The organism is Paenibacillus sp. strain BS8-2, from assembly GCF_054483835.1.
Window position 1 is genome coordinate 1,237,428 of record NZ_CM137010.1, and the last position, 18,069, is coordinate 1,255,496.

The 18,069-nt window shown below is 52.2% G+C and carries 16 protein-coding genes; 2 read left to right on the forward strand and 14 right to left on the reverse strand.

Annotation, left to right across the window (positions count from 1 at the left end):
- Positions 1-235 precede the first annotated feature (235 nt).
- The 7 genes from ACX1C1_RS05385 to ACX1C1_RS05415 all read right to left on the reverse strand — a co-directional run bounded on the left by ACX1C1_RS05385 (position 236) and on the right by ACX1C1_RS05415 (position 8,751).
- A complete protein-coding gene (locus ACX1C1_RS05385) occupies positions 236-1,378 on the reverse strand; it encodes a glycosyltransferase family 4 protein (protein WP_458956107.1) in 1,143 nt (380 codons plus the stop codon).
- A gap of 231 nt (positions 1,379-1,609) precedes the next feature.
- Positions 1,610-2,368, reverse strand: a complete 759-nt coding sequence (locus tag ACX1C1_RS05390; RefSeq protein WP_458956108.1) for a WecB/TagA/CpsF family glycosyltransferase — start codon at positions 2,366-2,368, stop codon at positions 1,610-1,612.
- 7 nt (positions 2,369-2,375) lie between these two features.
- Complete coding sequence (gene csaB / locus ACX1C1_RS05395; protein WP_458957598.1) at positions 2,376-3,635, reverse strand: polysaccharide pyruvyl transferase CsaB; 1,260 nt, start codon at positions 3,633-3,635, stop codon at positions 2,376-2,378.
- On the reverse strand, positions 3,599-5,719 hold the full coding sequence (locus ACX1C1_RS05400) for a DUF5693 family protein (protein WP_458956109.1): 2,121 nt from the start codon (positions 5,717-5,719) through the stop codon (positions 3,599-3,601). The genes csaB and ACX1C1_RS05400 overlap by 37 nt, the downstream gene beginning before the upstream one ends.
- A 37-nt stretch (positions 5,720-5,756) precedes the next feature.
- Positions 5,757-7,466: a phospho-sugar mutase gene (locus ACX1C1_RS05405; protein WP_458956110.1), complete on the reverse strand. Its 1,710-nt coding sequence runs from the start codon at positions 7,464-7,466 to the stop codon at positions 5,757-5,759.
- 39 nt (positions 7,467-7,505) lie between these two features.
- Positions 7,506-7,937 carry a 3-hydroxyacyl-ACP dehydratase FabZ gene (gene fabZ / locus ACX1C1_RS05410; RefSeq protein WP_458956111.1) on the reverse strand — a complete coding sequence of 144 codons (432 nt, stop codon included), beginning with the start codon at positions 7,935-7,937 and terminating at the stop codon, positions 7,506-7,508.
- 286 nt (positions 7,938-8,223) lie between these two features.
- Positions 8,224-8,751 (reverse strand): CDP-alcohol phosphatidyltransferase family protein, encoded by a 528-nt coding sequence (locus tag ACX1C1_RS05415; protein ID WP_458957599.1) that lies wholly within the window; start codon positions 8,749-8,751, stop codon positions 8,224-8,226.
- Between the two features lie 204 nt (positions 8,752-8,955).
- Between ACX1C1_RS05415 and ACX1C1_RS05420 the strand changes: the two genes are divergently transcribed.
- Together ACX1C1_RS05420 and ACX1C1_RS05425 are read left to right on the forward strand one after the other, a co-directional pair.
- Entirely contained in the window at positions 8,956-9,555 is a 600-nt protein-coding gene (locus tag ACX1C1_RS05420; RefSeq protein ID WP_458956112.1) for a TetR/AcrR family transcriptional regulator, read from the forward strand.
- A gap of 53 nt (positions 9,556-9,608) precedes the next feature.
- On the forward strand, positions 9,609-11,066 hold the full coding sequence (locus ACX1C1_RS05425; RefSeq protein WP_458956113.1) for an MDR family MFS transporter: 1,458 nt from the start codon (positions 9,609-9,611) through the stop codon (positions 11,064-11,066).
- A gap of 467 nt (positions 11,067-11,533) precedes the next feature.
- On the opposite strand, the gene ACX1C1_RS05430 is transcribed toward ACX1C1_RS05425, so the two are convergent.
- The 7 genes from ACX1C1_RS05430 to spoIID form a co-directional block, all read right to left on the reverse strand.
- On the reverse strand, positions 11,534-11,992 hold the full coding sequence (locus ACX1C1_RS05430) for a DNA-directed RNA polymerase subunit beta (protein WP_458956114.1): 459 nt from the start codon (positions 11,990-11,992) through the stop codon (positions 11,534-11,536).
- A gap of 20 nt (positions 11,993-12,012) precedes the next feature.
- On the reverse strand, positions 12,013-12,852 hold the full coding sequence (locus ACX1C1_RS05435; RefSeq protein WP_458956115.1) for a flagellar hook-basal body protein: 840 nt from the start codon (positions 12,850-12,852) through the stop codon (positions 12,013-12,015).
- A gap of 33 nt (positions 12,853-12,885) precedes the next feature.
- Entirely contained in the window at positions 12,886-13,749 is an 864-nt protein-coding gene (locus ACX1C1_RS05440; protein ID WP_458956116.1) for a flagellar hook-basal body protein, read from the reverse strand.
- A 187-nt stretch (positions 13,750-13,936) separates the two neighbouring features.
- Positions 13,937-14,926 (reverse strand): rod shape-determining protein MreB, encoded by a 990-nt coding sequence (gene mreB, locus ACX1C1_RS05445; protein ID WP_458956117.1) that lies wholly within the window; start codon positions 14,924-14,926, stop codon positions 13,937-13,939.
- 149 nt (positions 14,927-15,075) lie between these two features.
- On the reverse strand, positions 15,076-15,363 hold the full coding sequence (spoIIID, locus tag ACX1C1_RS05450) for a sporulation transcriptional regulator SpoIIID (RefSeq protein ID WP_458956118.1): 288 nt from the start codon (positions 15,361-15,363) through the stop codon (positions 15,076-15,078).
- A gap of 176 nt (positions 15,364-15,539) precedes the next feature.
- Positions 15,540-16,271, reverse strand: a complete 732-nt coding sequence (locus ACX1C1_RS05455; RefSeq protein ID WP_458956119.1) for a peptidoglycan DD-metalloendopeptidase family protein — start codon at positions 16,269-16,271, stop codon at positions 15,540-15,542.
- Positions 16,272-16,450: 179 nt separating this feature from the next.
- On the reverse strand, positions 16,451-17,791 hold the full coding sequence (spoIID, locus tag ACX1C1_RS05460) for a stage II sporulation protein D (RefSeq protein WP_458956120.1): 1,341 nt from the start codon (positions 17,789-17,791) through the stop codon (positions 16,451-16,453).
- Between the last annotated feature and the right edge of the window lie 278 nt (positions 17,792-18,069).

Sequence of the window (18,069 nt, forward strand, 5' to 3'; positions counted from 1 at the left end):
ATGTCGAACCTCATCTATCGCATTTCCTCCCTCTTCCACTTTAGTCAGATTTCGCTATTATTAGACGCACTGACGCCAGAAAAGTTCCGTACTTTATTTATCGGTGTTTGTCATTCAGATGTTTAGGGATACGGTGAATTAGAACTACTTCTCTATGTAGGCATAATAAAAGCTCCGCAGCCCGCCATATTGGCAAGCCCGGAGCTTGAAAGTAAAACAATATTGGAATAATAGCTTATTTGCCGCGAGCTTGTGTCTTCGCAGCTCGTACCAAGCCAATACGCGCAAGGAAGTTGATAAGAGGACGACGCGTCTTGTCAACGATACCTGTGAGCTCAGCCCCGATCTGCAAGAAGAACATAAGCAGACAGATAACGGCGAAAGTAATCCAGTTGGCCGCGCTCGACTGTACAACTGCTGATTGAACAATGGCAATGACGCCGAATACGGCAGCGACACCCCAAATGATTAAAACAGTGCGGCGATGGCTGAAGCCAAGATCACGCAAACGATGATGCAGATGACCACGGTCAGGTGCAAAAATCGGCTTTTTGTTGACCCAACGGCGTACGATGGCAAAGAACGTATCCGACAGCGGCACGCCGATAATTAGCAAAGGCGTCACAAACGATACAATCGTTACCTGCTTGAAGCCCAGCATCGACAATGTCGCCAAGCTAAAGCCTAGGAACAGGGAACCGGAGTCACCCATAAAGATCTTGGCCGGATGGAAGTTAAAGACCAAGAAACCAATAATGCCGCCTAGAAGCAGCGTACTAAGCAAGATGACCGGCTGGAAGCCCATCAACGATGCCATTACTGCGATAGTGGCAATAGCGATACCGGACACGCCAGCAGCCAAGCCGTCCAAACCGTCGATCAAATTGATCGCGTTGGTTACACCAACGATCCATAGAATCGTGAGCGGGATACCGATCCATTGCGCGATAGGTTGCATGGATTCGCCGAATGGCACATTAACGAGGTCAATATGCACGTTGAAGCCGAATACGACTACGCATGCTGCTGCGATCTGACCAAGCAGCTTAACCTTAGCAGATAGCTCGAAGCGGTCGTCCAGTGCGCCTAAGATAATAATGATCGTTCCGCCGACCAGCAGTGCGTTGATCATGTTGACATCACGCGGACGAAGCAGTCCTTCAGGGATAAACGGCTGAACGAGCAGGAAGGCGCCTACGAATGCGACGTAGATTGCGAGTCCGCCCATACGCGGCATAATACGCGTATGTACTTTGCGATGATTCGGTTTATCGATCGCGCCAATCTTAAACGCGAACTTCTTGACGAGCGGGGTCATCCCGAGCGCTAGTAATAATGCGATAATAAATCCAATGGTATACAGTAAGCCGATAGGCATGTGTGCAACTCTCCTTTTTCCGAAAACATAAACGGCAGCCGTCCATTCTGTCCAGCGATTCTCCGCTTATCTTTCACTGCGAAACGATACCTTATGCGGACAAGCCGGGTACAATCGACTCTGGCTGACGCCCGCATGCGTCCTCGTTTTTGCTCCAGAGTGAATTATACTCCGTTCGAAAAAGAAATACCAACTCCGTTTTCAACCAATTTTCATTAAAAAAGCGTGGTTTTAACCAATTGGACGGGATTTTGTTACATTTTCTTTGTTCCGCAGCACTTTCACGACGAATTTCGGCAAAGCAAGCATTCTTTTGTAACGAGTCGGCTCTTGAAGCAAACGATACAGCCACTCCAGACGAAGGCGTTGGTAGATCATCGGCGCTCGCTTGAGTTTACCAGAAACAACGTCAAAGCTGCCTCCCACTCCCATAATGAACGGTACGCCAAGCTCTTGCTTAAACTCGATGTTCCAAGCTTCCTTATCCATACCTCGCGCCACGAACAGCAGGTGCGGCTGGAGCTCCTTAATTTCTTGCACGATCTCAGCATCGTCATCCGGACCAAAAAATCCGTTGCGATAACCAACGATCTTCACTTGCGGATACTGCAGCTGCAGCTTCTCGGCTGCCGCTTCAATAATTTCTTGCGATGTGCCGAGCAGATACGCCTTCCATCTCCGCTTCTCCCCCTGCTCCAGCAGGCGGTGCATCAGATCGAAGCCGGTTACACGCTCAGCGACGGGGTTGCCTCCGTACTTTGCAGCCCATACGACTCCCGCACCGTCCGGTACGATCAAGTCGGCTCTATTCATGATGTTTGCGAATTCGGGATTGTCGAGTGCCGCCATAATCATAATCGGATTAGCCGTAATGACATGCGTCTGACGCCCTTCCTCGATAGCCGTTGTCAAATACTGGACAGTTTCGTCCATACTCATCTTTGAGAACGGTATGCCAAAGATCGGCACGGTTGGCAGTTGTTTCGACATGAGGAAATCACCTCGATCTATATTGACGCAAGGTAGTGATGATTTGTTGCGCCGGTTGTTGCGATTGTTGTTTCAAAAGGTCGATGGATGGAGCATGTTGCCTCCGCCAATCGTCAGCATTGTAGAGCAGCTCGCAAGCTGCTTCCGCGAAAATATCAGGGTTCAGCTGCTCTGTTGTACCGATTGCCGTTAGACCAATTCGCTGTAGGAATTGATCGATCTTGGGATCGTACGACAGACCGAGCATCGGAACCATGCGATTGGCCGCATAGATCAGCGCATGCAGGCGCATGCCGAAAAGCAAGTCGCATTCGCTTACGGCCAGCAGCATCTGCTGCGGGTCGTCGCCTGGCTCGGCCAGCTCGGCGCTGCTGCCATCGCCGAGCCTGCCGCGCAGCCGTTCCATCACTTCTTCCGACGTGACTCTGTCGGAAGGGGTGTGGAACGGCAGGAAGCGCAGCCGCACAGGCTGGCGCTTCGAGAGCGCGACTAGCGCCTCCGCGGCGCGCGCCATGTCCGCGCCGTCCTCGCGCCAGCTGCGCAGCGAGACGCCGACGATCGGCGGCTCGGCAGCGGCGCGTCCGGCGCCCGGAGCCTGCGCGGCTGCCGCGGCGCTTGCGCCTGCCTGCAGCGAGCTTGCCGGGCCGCTCGCGCTCGCGCTTGCCAGCTGCGGCGCAGCCTCGCTCGCAGCAGCAATGACTGCGGCCGCCGCGCCCGCTGGCAGCGGCAGCCCCATCACCGGATCGGGTACAACCTCGATCCGGTTCGCGGCTACGCCGATGCGTGACAGCAGCGCCGCAGATTCGGCGTCGCGAACGGACACGTACGCGCTTCGCCGCATGACGCTGCGGATAAGCGGGTCCATCCAGCGGCGGTTCACCGGACCTATGCCCTGCGCATAGGCGAACGTCGGCTTGCCGAGCAGCTGTGCAAGCTTCATGATTCCGGTGTAATACGGAATCGTCATTGCGCCAGTTACGTCCTGAAGCAAGCTTCCGCCACCGCTTATTAAGCCGTCGCAGCCGCGAATCGTCCGCAGGATATCGGCCGGGCGCATGCGATGAGCCGACTCGACGCCGTACATCGCGGTCGTCCATGCCGGATCCGCGCTAAGCACGACCGGCTCTACGGTCACGCCTTGCAAGGCTCCCTGCTCCTCGAGCGCCAGCAGAATGGAACGAAGAACGGCTTCGTCCCCGCTGTTGCTGAATCCGTAAAAGCCGGATATCGCTATACGAACGGTTTGCGAATGTGAGGCTGAACCCATTTGCGCCAAGCTCCTTCCAATACAATCCACGCACCGATGCAGACAAGTCCAATGAGTAAGCCTGCGCCAAGTCCTAGCAACGTACGGATGATGGAGATGTAGAGCGGTGTGTGCAGATGAGTGAATGTGCTCACCATCGACAATTGCCCCATCGTGCCTACGATAATGAGTACCCACGCCGCGCGATAACGAATCGCAAGGAACAAGCCCAGCAACAGTGGCGGGTGACCCAGCATAAATTCCTTGAATCTAGGGCGTACGCCAAACGTCGATTCCAGCCAACCCCTGAACAGAAGCTCGATGGAAGAGACCTGTCCGGCATTGCCCGAACGGGAAATGTAATAGAAACCAATTGCGCCGATTACGACGGCTCCTACAACCCACAAAAGTGTGAGCGGGCGAGACAGTATGCCCACCGCGCGACGAATGACGCCTTGTCCTTCGCTGTTCTCATATAGGAAGACGTAGATCGCTACCAGGAACAACGGACCAAAGAACAATGCGCTTACTCCGCGGAATTGCTCCAGCACCAAGCTGTAAGTGATGTTGTGAAGCAACCCGAACACAAGCGGCACCGCCGATAACGTAATCAATGTGCCTACAACAAACCAATTAAGCGCGATGCCGATCCGGCGTCCAATAGACACGCTAGGGAATACCCACTGTGTCTTGGTTTCACCTTCGTACGAAGCGCCGCCGACCTTCCACGTTTCTCCGCCGACCATGCGACGTTCGCCTACGGTACGAGAATAGATTCTGTTCATGACCCAAATCATCGCAAGTGTCGGACCAGCAATCGCCGCGCCAAGCGCCAGCGCCTGCTCCATTAACGAACTATTGAGCACGTACAAGCCTGCAGAACCAACTAGTCCCAATAAAAAGACAGGAATAGCTACAGTAGGCAAGAACGCTGCGACCAAGAGCGTGATCAATGCAATAGCGCCAAGAGCTACGATGCCGCGAGCAGGCTTCTCCCACGAAGCATTTTCATACTCGAACGGCTGTGCTTCACCAGAAGGGAAGCCGCCATCTTCAAGCGTCGCGATTACTCCGTCCGGACCGCCCATCGCAAGCGCAAGCTTGTCCACCGAATGATTAAGCTTGCCCATATCCATGCTCGACTGCAACATGGTATTCAGGAAGAACAACCGAATATTACGGTCCTTCGCGGCCAATAGGAAACGATCCGCAATTCCCGCCTTCGTCATCTCGATGCTGTCTTCCGGCGACAACGAATATACCCTTACTACGTTATAATCCGTCAAATAAGCCAGTTTATGAATGCCTTGCTGCGGTTTTTTCAAATTCTCAATCGCAGTCAAACCAATATCGTATTGCTTCAACATTTCGCCAAAGCTGTCCAAGCTCTTCAGATCGCCCTGATTGCTTGCGCCTTTGGCCTTCTCGCCGTCGAACAGCAGTCTTGTTACGCCATACTCCTTCAGCATGGCCATCTGAGCATCCGTTCTCGCGGCGTCGTAAGGAACGATACGATCAGAGAATCTCGCGATAATGTGGAAGCCCGCATCACGAATAGCTTCGAGCGACATAGGATCAAAGTCCATCGTCTTAAGCAGCATGGACGTCAGCGATTGCTCAACCACAATACCGTTACGATCGCCGAACGACCAATCGCGGTACGTGACGCCCGTCCGATCCAATGCTTCGCGAACGACTTTGCCTATCTTCTCTTCTTCTTCTTCGCCAGCATATAGGATATACGTGTAGTTCACCCGGTCGTCCGGTAGCTTGCCTTGCAGCAAAGCGGCATCCTTCTCGTTATAGAACGTAAGTCTGCCTGCTTGTCCAAGCTCTTTGAGCGTGCTCTCATAGACGGCCATCGTGTTGATGCCCGCTTCCTTAAGCAGGGACAACTGCTCCTTCAAGAATGCCGCAGGCTTCGCCTGATGCTCTGAAACCTCAACAATATCCCGATAATCGAATGCGTATTCGACTGTATTGGCCGAGTCCTCCATCACCATTCTCTGCGCTCCGAGCGGCAATGCCGCTACGACGCCAATTAATGTAATGACCCATAACCAAAGTTTCGCTTTCCGATTCCAACGTTGCCATTGCGTACGCACATAAATCCCTCTTTCCAACTCTTAGCTTGCTGCCTATTTATTGTGCTCCGTCTACACGGGACATTACGGCTACCTTTATGTTCTGGAGCGATGCCACGGCCGCTTCCGGACTTTCCTGCTTCACTGCAAAATAAACCTTGATCTTCGGCTCCGTGCCCGAAGGTCTCAAGCAGAACCATGATCCGTCCGCGCAAAGATACTTCAACACGTTCTCAGGACGCAATCCATCTAGACCGGTGCTATAATCCAGCACGTTCGTCACCTTGATGCCGCCGATCTCGGCAGGCGGATTGTTGCGCCAATCGCTCATGATCGCGCCAATCTGCTGCACGCCGTCGATGCCCTTAAGCGTTCTGGATTCGAGCCCTTCGAGATAACTGCCATACTGGGCGTACAGCTCCAGCAGAACATCATACAATGTCTTGCCTTGACTGCTGTAGTAAGCGGCTGCCTCGCAGATGAGCAGAGAAGCAACGATCGCATCCTTGTCGCGCGCGTATGTGCCGCCCAGATAGCCGTAACTTTCTTCATATCCGAATAGGAAGGCGCGTTCGCCCGTCCCTTCGTAACGGGTCATTTTCTCCCCGATATATTTGAAGCCAGTCAATGTATTCTCTACTTCCACGCCAAAGGATTGAGCAATATCCGCGCCCATCTCGCTTGTCACGATCGTTTTGATCACAACGCCGTTATCCGGCAGCAGACCACGTTCACGGAGCAGACTCAGCTTATAATAAACCATGATCGCACCGGATTGATTGCCTGTCAGTACGACATATTCTCCATTATTGTTCTTCACAACGGCGCCCATCCGGTCCGCGTCAGGATCAGTGCCGATAATGATATCCGCGCCAACCTTCTTCGCCAGCTCAATGGCAAGCGTGAACGCTTCGCGCTCCTCGGGATTCGGTGACTTCACCGTACTGAAATTGCCATCAGGCTGCTCTTGCTCGGCCACGATATGTACGTTGCGGAAGCCTGCGCCTTTCAGCACCTCGCGGACAGGCACATTGCCTGTTCCGTGCAGCGGGGTGAACACAACATTAAATTTCTCGCCTAGCTCGCCTTGAAGAAGCTCACGATTCAAACTTTCGCCAACAACCGTATCGATGTAGCTGCGATCCGCTTCCTCACCTAGCCATACGAGCAGATCTTTAGCTTCGGCCTCCTCTTGCGTCAATCGCTTTACATCACCCAAGCTCTCGATGCCCGCGATCGCCGCAATGACTTGCTCCGCATCCTCGGGGATCAGCTGACAACCGTCAGAGCCGTATGCCTTGTACCCGTTATATTCGGGTGGATTATGACTCGCAGTGATAACGATACCGCCTGTTGCGCCAAGCGATCTAACCGAATAGGACAGCTGCGGCGTCGAGCGAAGCGAGCGGAACAGGTACGTCTTGATGCCGTTGGCCGCAAGCACAAGCGCAGCACCTAACGAGAATTCCGGTGACATCCGGCGAGAATCATGAGCGATAACGACAGACGGCGATTCATGCTGCCCCTGCAGCCAATTCGCGAAACCTTGCGTCGCTTTGCCAACCGTATAGATATTCATTCGGTTCGTGCCTGCGCCAATAACGCCGCGCAAACCACCTGTGCCGAACTCCAAATTGCGATAGAAACGATCCGCGATTTCCTTCTCTTGTCCATCAAGCGCGGCAAGCTCAGCCTTCGTTTCCGCGTCGATCATCGCATCAGCCAGCCATGCTTGGTATTGTTCGTTGATTTCCTGATTGGTTTTCATGCAGATCTCTCCCGCTACTCTTTATTTTATTTCTATGGTCTACGCCCGTTCCGACAGAGCAAACATCAATTCGCCTTCCGCTACAACCTTGTCGCCAACCTTCGCGGTAGCTTGTCCTTTGCCGATAGGTCCTTTGAGACGTGTAATTTGCACCTCTAACGTTAGTGTATCGCCCGGCTTAACTTGATCACGGAAACGGAATCCGTCAATGCCCGCAAAGAAACCCAGCTTGCCTTTGTTCGCCTCAACCATCAGCATCGCTACACTGCCCACTTGCGCAAGCGCCTCGACGATAAGCACGCCCGGCATTACTGGATATCCAGGGAAATGACCGACAAAATGAGGCTCATTCATCGTCACATTTTTGATGCCCACGGCTCTGACGCCCGGCTCCACCTCCAGGATTCGATCAACGAGCAGGAACGGAGGGCGGTGCGGTATAATCTCTTGAATTTGGTTAATATCGAGCATTCTTAAATCTCCTCTCAGGTATACATTCGTTCATAACAAACAATCTCAGTCCACAATTTAAGGTTTCACTTATAAAATCTTAGTAATACAGGAACACTGTAGATATCCTTCGCGAAACTGCAGTTCGCCAAGGTTAAGATAAGGGGGCTTGGCAATCGAACCTGAAGCGTTCGGAAGCCAAGCCTCTTTCTGCCCTTACAGCTTAGATAACGCTGATCCTATCATTAATATGTATGACAATCTGCCTTAACTCATCGATCACCTTAGGCTAACTCGCCAGCTTTCGTTACATAGACGGCGATTCTGACTCAGACGCATTAAGCGAACGGTACGAAGCCATGTAAACAAATGTTGTAATGAACGAAAACGTGATCACAACCCACAGATATTCGTCCGCAAACGGAGCCTCGAAGAAAATGAACATGATCGCCGCATAAAACATGACCGTCGTTAGCTTGCCCATCCAATTGGCCGGGACGTTTCTCTTCTTGCGGAAATGTGCGACCAAACCTCCGACTATCATCCCGATATCACGCAGAAACATCGCACCAGCCGCCCACCAGGAAATATGTCCCGATACGAGCAGTGATACGATAACGGTGAATAACATCAACTTATCGGCAAGCGGATCGAGCATCTCGCCTGTGGGAGTGACTTGCCCATATCTTCTGGCGATATGGCCATCCAGCACATCCGTAACTCCGGCGGCAACCACAACGAGAAACGCAGGAATCATGTGACCGCTAACGAAAATTCCAATATAAACAGGAATTAAGACGAAACGCAGTGACGTCAATACATTCGGCAGATTCAGGCTCATCACGCTCCCGGCGAATTATCCGTACATGGTCTACCCTGGTTCCCAACTATTATAAACTACCTCTCCGAAAATGAAAACAAATCCATCTCTCTTCAGCCCCAAGACCGTTGCCTAAAAACATCTCTCGTGATAGAATACTGACTTAGCGTTCAGTAAAGTGTGTCGGCCCCAATTTACACACGGAAAATGAGGTGAAATTTGAACAAAAAACAACAGCAAAGTGAGGATACCAAACAACGTATTCTAGAAGTCGCATGCGAACTGTTCGCCAAGAAGGGATATAACTCCGCTTCGGTCGAAGAGATGGCTGCCGCTTCGTCATGCAGTAAAGCCAATATTTATTACCACTTCAAGAGCAAGGAAGAGTTGTTTCTCCACATCGCAGCCCTTCACGAGAAGCAGTGGTACGAGATGTGGTCGGAGCAACGCTCGAACTACCCTACAATTACGGAGCAGTTGTTTGGTGTCATCGAATTTTCGATCAGACATGGGCTTGCCCACCCTCTGCAAAAAGCAACTTGTGAATTCATGGCCGATAACGCAAAAGCATCCGAAGTCGTCTGCGAAGTTATAGCGGCAAAAATTGCGAAAAATCGCCAGTTCTACGAGGAGCTGTTTGAAGACGGTATCGCGAATGGGGAGTTCCGTGCAGGAAGCGCCCAGCAATACAGCATTGTATTTGAAGGTATGCTGCGAGGTATTGGAGAAACAACAAACGGTATGGATCCATGGGAGGCGCTCGAACTTTATCGTGCCGCCATCCAGCTTCTTTTGCATGGAATCGCGAAGGATCGCTAAGGCTATAATAAACACAGATCATATTTTTTATACGGATACGGAGGGCATCATCCATGCAAAGCGCATCAGCCGCACCAAGTCCCGGATCGATCGATCTGGGCAATATCAAACGATTGCCGATACTGATCTCACTCATCATCGGCGCATTCTTCTCCATACTGAATGAAACATTATTGAACATCGCGTTTGTTGATCTTCAGAAGGAATTCGAAATCGCCTATACAACTATTCAATGGTTGTCCACAAGCTACATGCTTGTTGTGGCTATCCTGATTCCGGCTTCTGCCTTGCTTGTTCAATGGTTTACGACAAGACAAATGTTCCTAGGTGCCATGATTCTATTCTCCATTGGCACACTCGTCTGCGCCGCTGCGCCAGGGTTTTCGTTCCTCCTTGGCGGACGTATCATCCAAGCCTTCGGCACGGGACTTATGCTTCCGGTTATGATGAACACGATCCTTGTCCTGTATCCGCCTGAGAAACGCGGCGCGGCAATGGGCAGTATCGGTCTCGTTATCATGTTCGCGCCAGCGATCGGACCAACATTGTCCGGCTTGATTCTGGAGTCGCTGTCCTGGAGATGGTTGTTCTACCTCGTGCTTCCTTTCGCAATCTTTGCGGTTGTGTTCGCGTTCATCTTCCTTAAGAACGTAACAGACGTGACCAAACCACGCGTCGATATTCTGTCTATTCTGCTCTCCACCATTGCTTTCGGCGGCATCGTCTACGGCTTTAGCAGTTTAGGCGAAGTCGAGAACGGCTGGGCCAACCCGCGCGTCTACGCATTCGTTACAGCCGGCGGCATTGCGCTTGCCTTGTTCATCTGGCGTCAGCTCGTATCCTCGTCGCCGATATTGGATCTGCGCGCCTTTAAGGCGCCAATGTTCTCCTTTGCGACTGTGCAAGTCATTATCGTCATGATGTCGTTGTTCTCCACATTGATGCTGCTGCCTATTCTGATGCAGCAAGGTATGGGCATGACGGCTTTCGCAGCTGGGCTTGTGTTGCTGCCAGGCGGTATCCTGAACGGTTTCTTGTCACCTGTAACGGGTAAGCTGTTCGATAAGTTCGGTCCGCGTGTGCTCGTTATTCCGGGCAGTGCAATCCTTGTAGTCGTGATGTATCTGTTTACGAAAATTACACTCGATACGAGCACATCTACAATCGTATTGCTTCACTGCGCGATGAGCATTGCCATGTCCATGATCATGATGCCTGCACAGACCAACGGTCTGAATCAGCTGACTCGTCAATACTACCCGCATGGTACAGCGATCATGAACACGTTGCAGCAAGTTGCTGGCGCACTCGGTATCGCATTCTTCGTCAGCGTGATGTCTTCGGGAACGAAGGACTACCTGAAGTCGTCCACTGACCCGCTTGCCGATGCACCGCTTGCGCTTAACGCCGGCATCCATGATGCTTTCCAACTTGGCATGATTTTCGCGATCGTGGCGCTTGTCCTTTCCTTCTTCATTCGGAAGTCGAGCGCTCCAAAGGAAGCTAACTAATCGTAACCATTCACACCAATCATACTGCAAGAGCTAGCCTTGAGGGATTCAGACAATCCCTCAAGGCTAGCTCTTCACCCCACTTTGATCGCCAGCAGGACACTCGAATTCCCCTCGGCCGCGTCTAGAGACATCAATGATCAATCCTGCATTTCATACAGCATTTCCTACCCTCAAACCTCGAAAATACGAGTATTCCTGCACTTGTACATCAATTCTCCGTTGTCCTTTCTTATTCCCCCTTCATATCCCTATTTTTCCTGTATCAAATACATCAATCAATCCAAAGAGCTGCTAATCGGAAAATTTTACTGTACGGTTTACATCATTCGCATGACGGCACGGCTCCATGTAATCGATTTTTCGATCATAGCTTATAGATTCTTAAAAATTGAAATTGAAAAAAGCCCCCCGATAATGGAGGACTAAAAATAGGCAATCGCCTGAATGATTAGATTGATAACCGATTAAGATTCCGCGAATACGAGATCGTAAAGATGCTGCCAGGTCGCCCAGTCGAACACTTCGTCCTCAGGAGCCTTGCCCATAATCACGTATCCAACATATAACCCCGCCGCTAACATGACGATCATCACGACAGGTACGATACTTTTGCGGAACAGCCAGAATGACACGGTCGCCCACTTGGGATACTCGCGCTCCTCGACATCTTCGTTCGTCTCCAAAGCATCATCGGCTTCTACGGGCTTTTCGGGTTTCTTCTCGAATGTCAGCTTGGCTGTCTTGCTTGGAACTACTTTTGACTTGGCAGCCACAGGTGCGGAGGAACCCCCGCCATGCCGCTCCATGCGAGACAAGCCGCCGCCTGCCGATCTCAGCTCAGACGTTGCTCCGCCTGCTCTGACTCCGCCAGTTGGCCTGCTTTCCAATTCGGTACGACTCGAATCCCTTCGCTCGTCGACCATACTATCACCTTCATTCCATCCTACGCGCGCATCGTGTTTGCAATACCCATCATCGTATCGCTGGACGATAACGCTCTTGCTGCCAATTGATAAGCGCGCTGGACATTGATTAGCTCTGTCATCTCGTCAGTCAGTTGCACATTCGACTGCTCTAGATAGCCTTGACGCAGAGCGATCCGATTATCCATCGTCGGCACAATCTCTTGTACGACATCATCAACATTGATGCCGCCGGCGATCGTGAATAGATTGTCGGCAACTGGCGTCAGCGCCGCAGGCCGGGAAGCTTGCAGCAGCTTGATGCTGCCAAGCGCGATTGTATCGCCAGAGGACACGCCGAGTACAGTGCCATCCGCGTTCACGAGCATGCTGTAGCCCTCAGGCACCACAATGTTGCCATCCACAAATCCACCGTTGCCGTCAGGCACGCTTGCCACGACAGGATAACCGTCTTCCGTTGCCAAAATCGTATCACCGTTTGCACGCATCGTCAACTGGAAGGCTCCGTTACGCGTGTACGCGCGATTACCCGCGCCATCCACTTCGACTTCGAACAAGGCATTGCCTTCGATCGCAATGTCGCTCGGACTCTCCGTCGCCTTAAGCGGACCTTGCGTCAGGTTGGGTTGAATCAGGTTGACTCGCGCGCCCCATCCTTGGTTGAAGTCGAGCGGCGTCAGACGACCCGGCTGACTCATCGAGTCTGGCTGATTCTTCATATTGGTCAGCAGGTCTTCGAAGGATGCTTCCTTCTTCTTGTACCCTACTGTGTTAACGTTAGCGATATTGTCCGATAGCAGGTCCAGCTTCTGCTGGAGCGCATTCATCGACACCATAGCGTTGATCATCGAAGCGTTCATGCCGCGTCACTCCTCTTTAAGGTCTCATGATCTCTAGACGCGGCCAATCTCGTTTGCCGCCTTCTGCAAGCTCTGATCGTAGAACTGAATCACCTTTTGGTTTGCTTCATACGCACGGAGCGCCGACATCAGATCAACCGAGGCTTGGGCCGCATCCACGTTGGACCGCTCCACGTAACCTTGTCTAACTTCGATCCGGTCGCCGGCAGCGATGGCGATTACTTCGCCTTCGTTATCCTTGAAGCGGAAGTTGCCATTACCCTCACGAATGAGATCATTCGGATTCTCGATGCGGGAGATGAGCATCTGCACGCCGATGTCATTGCCTGCAGCATCGATAAAGCGTTGATCCTGCGTAAGAACCAGACTGTCGAGACTTACTCCCTGCGGCAGCGAGATCGGCTGTCCATCCGTGCCGAGCACGTAGGAGCCATCGCCAGTCATCAGGAATCCGTCACCCGTCACGGTGAACTTGCCGCCGCGCGTATAACGAACCTCTCCGCTTGGATCCTGCACAGTAAAGAAAGCCTGAGGCTGGAACACGACCTCGCCGTCTTCGGATACCGACTTGCCCGAAGCGTCAAATGCCATGCCAGCTACTTCGATGTTGGAAATCAGCGCGAAGTCAGAGGCTTGGTTCGTCTGCGTCAAGTCGCCTTGCAAATGAATAGACAGACTTTCCTCTGCAAATACGGAGCTTGTCCACCGGCCAATCTCTGTGCGCTCTGCGTTCTCGACGCCCGTCATCTGAAGCAGCATCTCCGGGAATGAACGCGTCACGGCGTTCGTCTGTTTGTAGCCCGGGGTGTTAATATTAGATATATTGTTCGTTACCGTATCGTGTCGGCGTTGCTGCGCGATCATGCCAGACGCTGCCGTATATAGACCTCTTAGCACTGTACTCCTCCTAGGAACTGCACGTTGTACGCACTCTTCTTCTATATATATCGGCCCTTCATCGGCACGGCTGAATAGCGTGGCCTGGGACCATAGACTTAACTTCCACCTCGGCACGCCCCCCTAAGGCGTCCTACCTATGGAAATCGGGCTTGCCTTACCCGCTTTTCTCTCGTGCATCCACAACCTACTTCTTCAGCTTGTCCAAGTGATCGAGCAGAATGCCTGTCCCCTTAACAACACAATGCATCGGGTTCTCGGCGATCAGGACGGGCACCTTCAGCTCATCCGCTAGCAACGCGTCAATTCCGCCGAGCAACGCGCCGCCGCCAGTCAGAATCACACCACGATCGATGATATCCGCTGACAGCTCCGGCGGCGTCTGCTCGAGCACGTACTTGGCTGAAGTAACGATCGACATAACGGAATCCCACAATGCCTCACGCACTTCACCCGAACGAATAGTGATGGTCTGAGGCAAGCCGGACACCATATCACGGCCGCGAATATCGATCTCATCATTTCGATCCGCCTCGTAGACCGTTCCGATCTTGATCTTGATATCCTCGCTTGTCCGCTCGCCGATCAGAAGCTTGTACTTGTTCTTGATGTACTTCATGATGGCATCGTCAAACTTGTCGCCCGCCACCTTAATGGACGAAGCCGTCACGATATCGCCCATGGACAATACCGCAATGTCCGTCGTGCCTCCGCCGATGTCCACAACCATGTTGCCGCTCGGCTGGAAGATGTCCATCCCGGCCCCGATGGCCGCTGCTTTAGGTTCTTCCTCCAGGTATACTTCCTTCGCGCCGCTGCGCTCCGCCGCTTCCCTGATCGCCTTCTGCTCGACCGACGTGATATTCGTTGGCGCACAGATCAAAATCCGGGGACGGCTGAACCACTTCCGGCCGTCGACCCGGTCAATAAACGCCTTCAACATAATTTCCGTAATCTCAAAGTCGGCGATGACGCCGTCTCGCAGCGGACGAATCGCCACAATGTTGCCAGGCGTTCTTCCGACCATGCGGTGCGCATCCTCGCCGACTGCAAGCACCTTCTTCGTGTCGCTTTCGATGGCGACGACAGAAGGCTCGTCAAGCACAATGCCTCTTCCCTTCACGTGAATGGAAACGTTAGCCGTCCCAAGATCAATTCCGATATCCTTGCTCAGCATAAGGTGTAAGTCCCCCAACCAATAATTTGTACGAAGGCGTTCCATTTGGTTTCCCCCACAAGGAAAAACCCCTAACGTACATTATTCGCCAAAATAGACCAAAATCCTCTATATGCCGAGCGAAAAATAATCCTTTTTGCGCAGAAAGGTCAGACTTTTCCCGCTGCGAGTACCTCGCGTTTCTTTGAGCTCGTTTTTTTGTATTTGATCTTGGTCGCTTCCCCTCCCCGCAGATGCCTGATGGACTTGTGATACTCGAGAATGTGCTTCACCTGGTCGGCCAGGTCCGGGTTTATTTCGGGCAACCGTTCAGTCAAATCCTTATGCACCGTACTCTTGGACACGCCGAACTCTTTCGCGATCGTCCGCACCGTATGTTTCGTCTCCACGATGCTGCGGCCTATTTTAATGGTTCGCTCTTTGATGTAATCGTGCACGTTCCCGCCTCCCTACTCGAGATAGTTTGGTACATTATATGAGTCGAGTGGGTATATATTCGTTATGTCCGAGTGTGACAAGCCCTGAAAGTGAATATTTTTGCACAAAAAGAAGCAGGCAAGGGATAAATCCCTTGCCTGCCGCGCTTCCGGGGTGACTTTCTACCTAGAGAAAGTTACTCGGCGATGTAATCGTTCGGATTAATTGGGGAACCATTCTGACGCGCCTCGAAGTGGAGGTGGATACCATGATCGCGCTCCAGATCGCTGCGACCCGCTTTCGCGATGATCGTGTTCTGCTCAACCTCGTCGCCCTCTTCGACTTGTACGTCCGAGAGGCTTTGGTACACGGTCACAAGACCATTGCCATGGCTGATCTCGACAACGTTGCCGTTATACGGATGCTGAGTCACCTGCGTTACGGTACCCGACAATGCCGCCATGACATCGAATGCTGCGCCGTTCGGGTCAACGAAATCAATACCCGTGTGCGGCGTGAACGTCGAGTCGTACTGGATAAGCGCCGCTTCCTTCTCGGCTTCGCTCGCGTTCTCATCATAATAAAGCGTTTCTTTCTGAAGCGCACTGGCATCGGCTACCGGCCATTGCATTTTCTCACCGCTTGCGATAACATCTACAATCTCTTCACTTGTACCTGGATCCTTTTCGTTACCTTGCGAAACTTCAGTGCCGTTGTCCGGACCCATTGTAGGTTCCGTGTCACCTGCGCCCTGATAGATCCACATTAGAGTAACGATAATTGCTGCCGCAGCCATGAAGATCGCTGGAGAAACCCATCGCTTTGCGAAAAGCTTCCTCAGTCCGCTGCTAGAGTTTGCGGCAGACGCGCCTCCCAGATTATTTTTGGGAGTTTCTTGCTTGTTTTTGTTCTGATTTTGTTCATTCATTTGCTATCACCTCACTAGCCATTGTTGCCAGATCTACTAGGTTTATACGTGAGGTCTAGCTTTTTTTGAGATAATAGGAAAACCCCGGTCATTCGCCATACTTGTCCTATCATTCGCTGTATGAAGTACGTTATACCGCCGAACAATCTCGGTAATCTAGTTATCCTAATGGAGAGTTGTCACGTCGGCAGCTTTGAGGCTTGTTCAACCTTCGTCCCCGTATAGTAGTGAAGGAGAATATCCTCCGCGCGGCCGCCATCCTTGGCGATCCCGTTCGCTCCCCATTGGCTCATACCAACGCCATGTCCGAGTCCGTAGGTTGTAAACGTAATTGACCCTTTGCTAATCTTCCAGCTGAATTGGGAGGAAGCTAGTCCCAGACGCTCTCTCACTTCTCTGCCGGTGAAGGATCGACCGTTAATACTAAGCAGCATAATCCGGTTGCCATCGCTTTTGTCCAAAACTTTAATAGATGGTTTCTTGGCGCTTGCGCTCTTGCCCGATAGACCGATAGCCGAATAGAATTGCGAGACTTTGAACGTCAGCTCTTGCTCGTAACGCGGCGACAGCTCCTTGTCCCAAGGACTTGCGACGCTCCTCAGATAGGGAAGCGCCAGCGACCAATAATCCTCGGAATTTTCTGTGAACCCATTGCTAGTCGAGAAGAAAGCTGCTTCAATGGGCTGACCTTCGTACGTGACGATTAGTCCGCGCGTCTCTCTGATCGCTTGCTCGAGCTTCGCCAGATTGACTGCCTTGTCCTTGCCCGACCAGCGACTCGCCAGCTCCTTCTTCGAGACATACACCTGATGCCGGATCGTATCGCTGACATCGGCTCCTCGGCTTGCCATGTCGTTCTCGCCCGAGGCCATCCTTCGCACGATATATGTACGCGCCGCAATGGCTTGCGCCTTAAGCGCCTCCAGTTCAAAGTCGATCGGCATCTCGCCGGCAAGCACGCCCATGACATAGGTTTCAATCGGCACCTTCTCGACCTTGCGTTGACCGCTCAGATAGACGCGAACATGCACGCCCTCCAGCGCGCTCTGGCCTACGGATGCTGCTGCTTGCGCCGAATCATCCCTCTTGTCGTCTGGACTGTCCTGTACGCTGCTTTCCGGCTTATCCTGCGCTTCTAGGTCTGGGGGCTTGTCAGTCTTGTCCGTAATGGAAGGTGGTTCTTTCAGGTTGTCGCTTATATGCTGAGTCTGCGGCAATAGCTGACCTGCCCCATTGTTTCCGATCGTACCGGGTTTCTCCGACATTGGGTCATCCGCATCAATCGAACTGCCGGATAGCGAGTCGCTCACCATGCCGAGCCCCTGTTCGCTTATTCGATCAGCTGACGCAAACTTGTTCGTTGTTCCGCCATTCGCGCTTGCATCCACTAGGAGCAATCGCATTCCGAATACGACGCAGCCAAGCGTAATGCCAACCCCGAATACATACCACCATTGCTTGCCGCGCTTGTCTATTATTTTGAATTTGATGCCCTCCAACGCTCCTTCCGAATCGGCCACGCAGCTCTCAACGCAGCCCTCCTCCTTGTTAAGCGGATGAGAGAGCCTCCCCGCCTGTACTCCATTCTATGAGCCGATTTGGTAGGGTAGAATCAAAATGAATTTACTTTCATTTTTATCAAAACACGCTTCAACCAGATGCTAGAAGCAGGTCCTAAGCCCAAATAGCAAAGGGTTGGAGCCATTATTAAGTCTTAAGAGAATCGCGCGGAGGAGGCAAAAAAAGAAAGAGAAGACTTCCCGCTGGCAAGGGGAAGTCTTCTCTTAAACTATAGAAT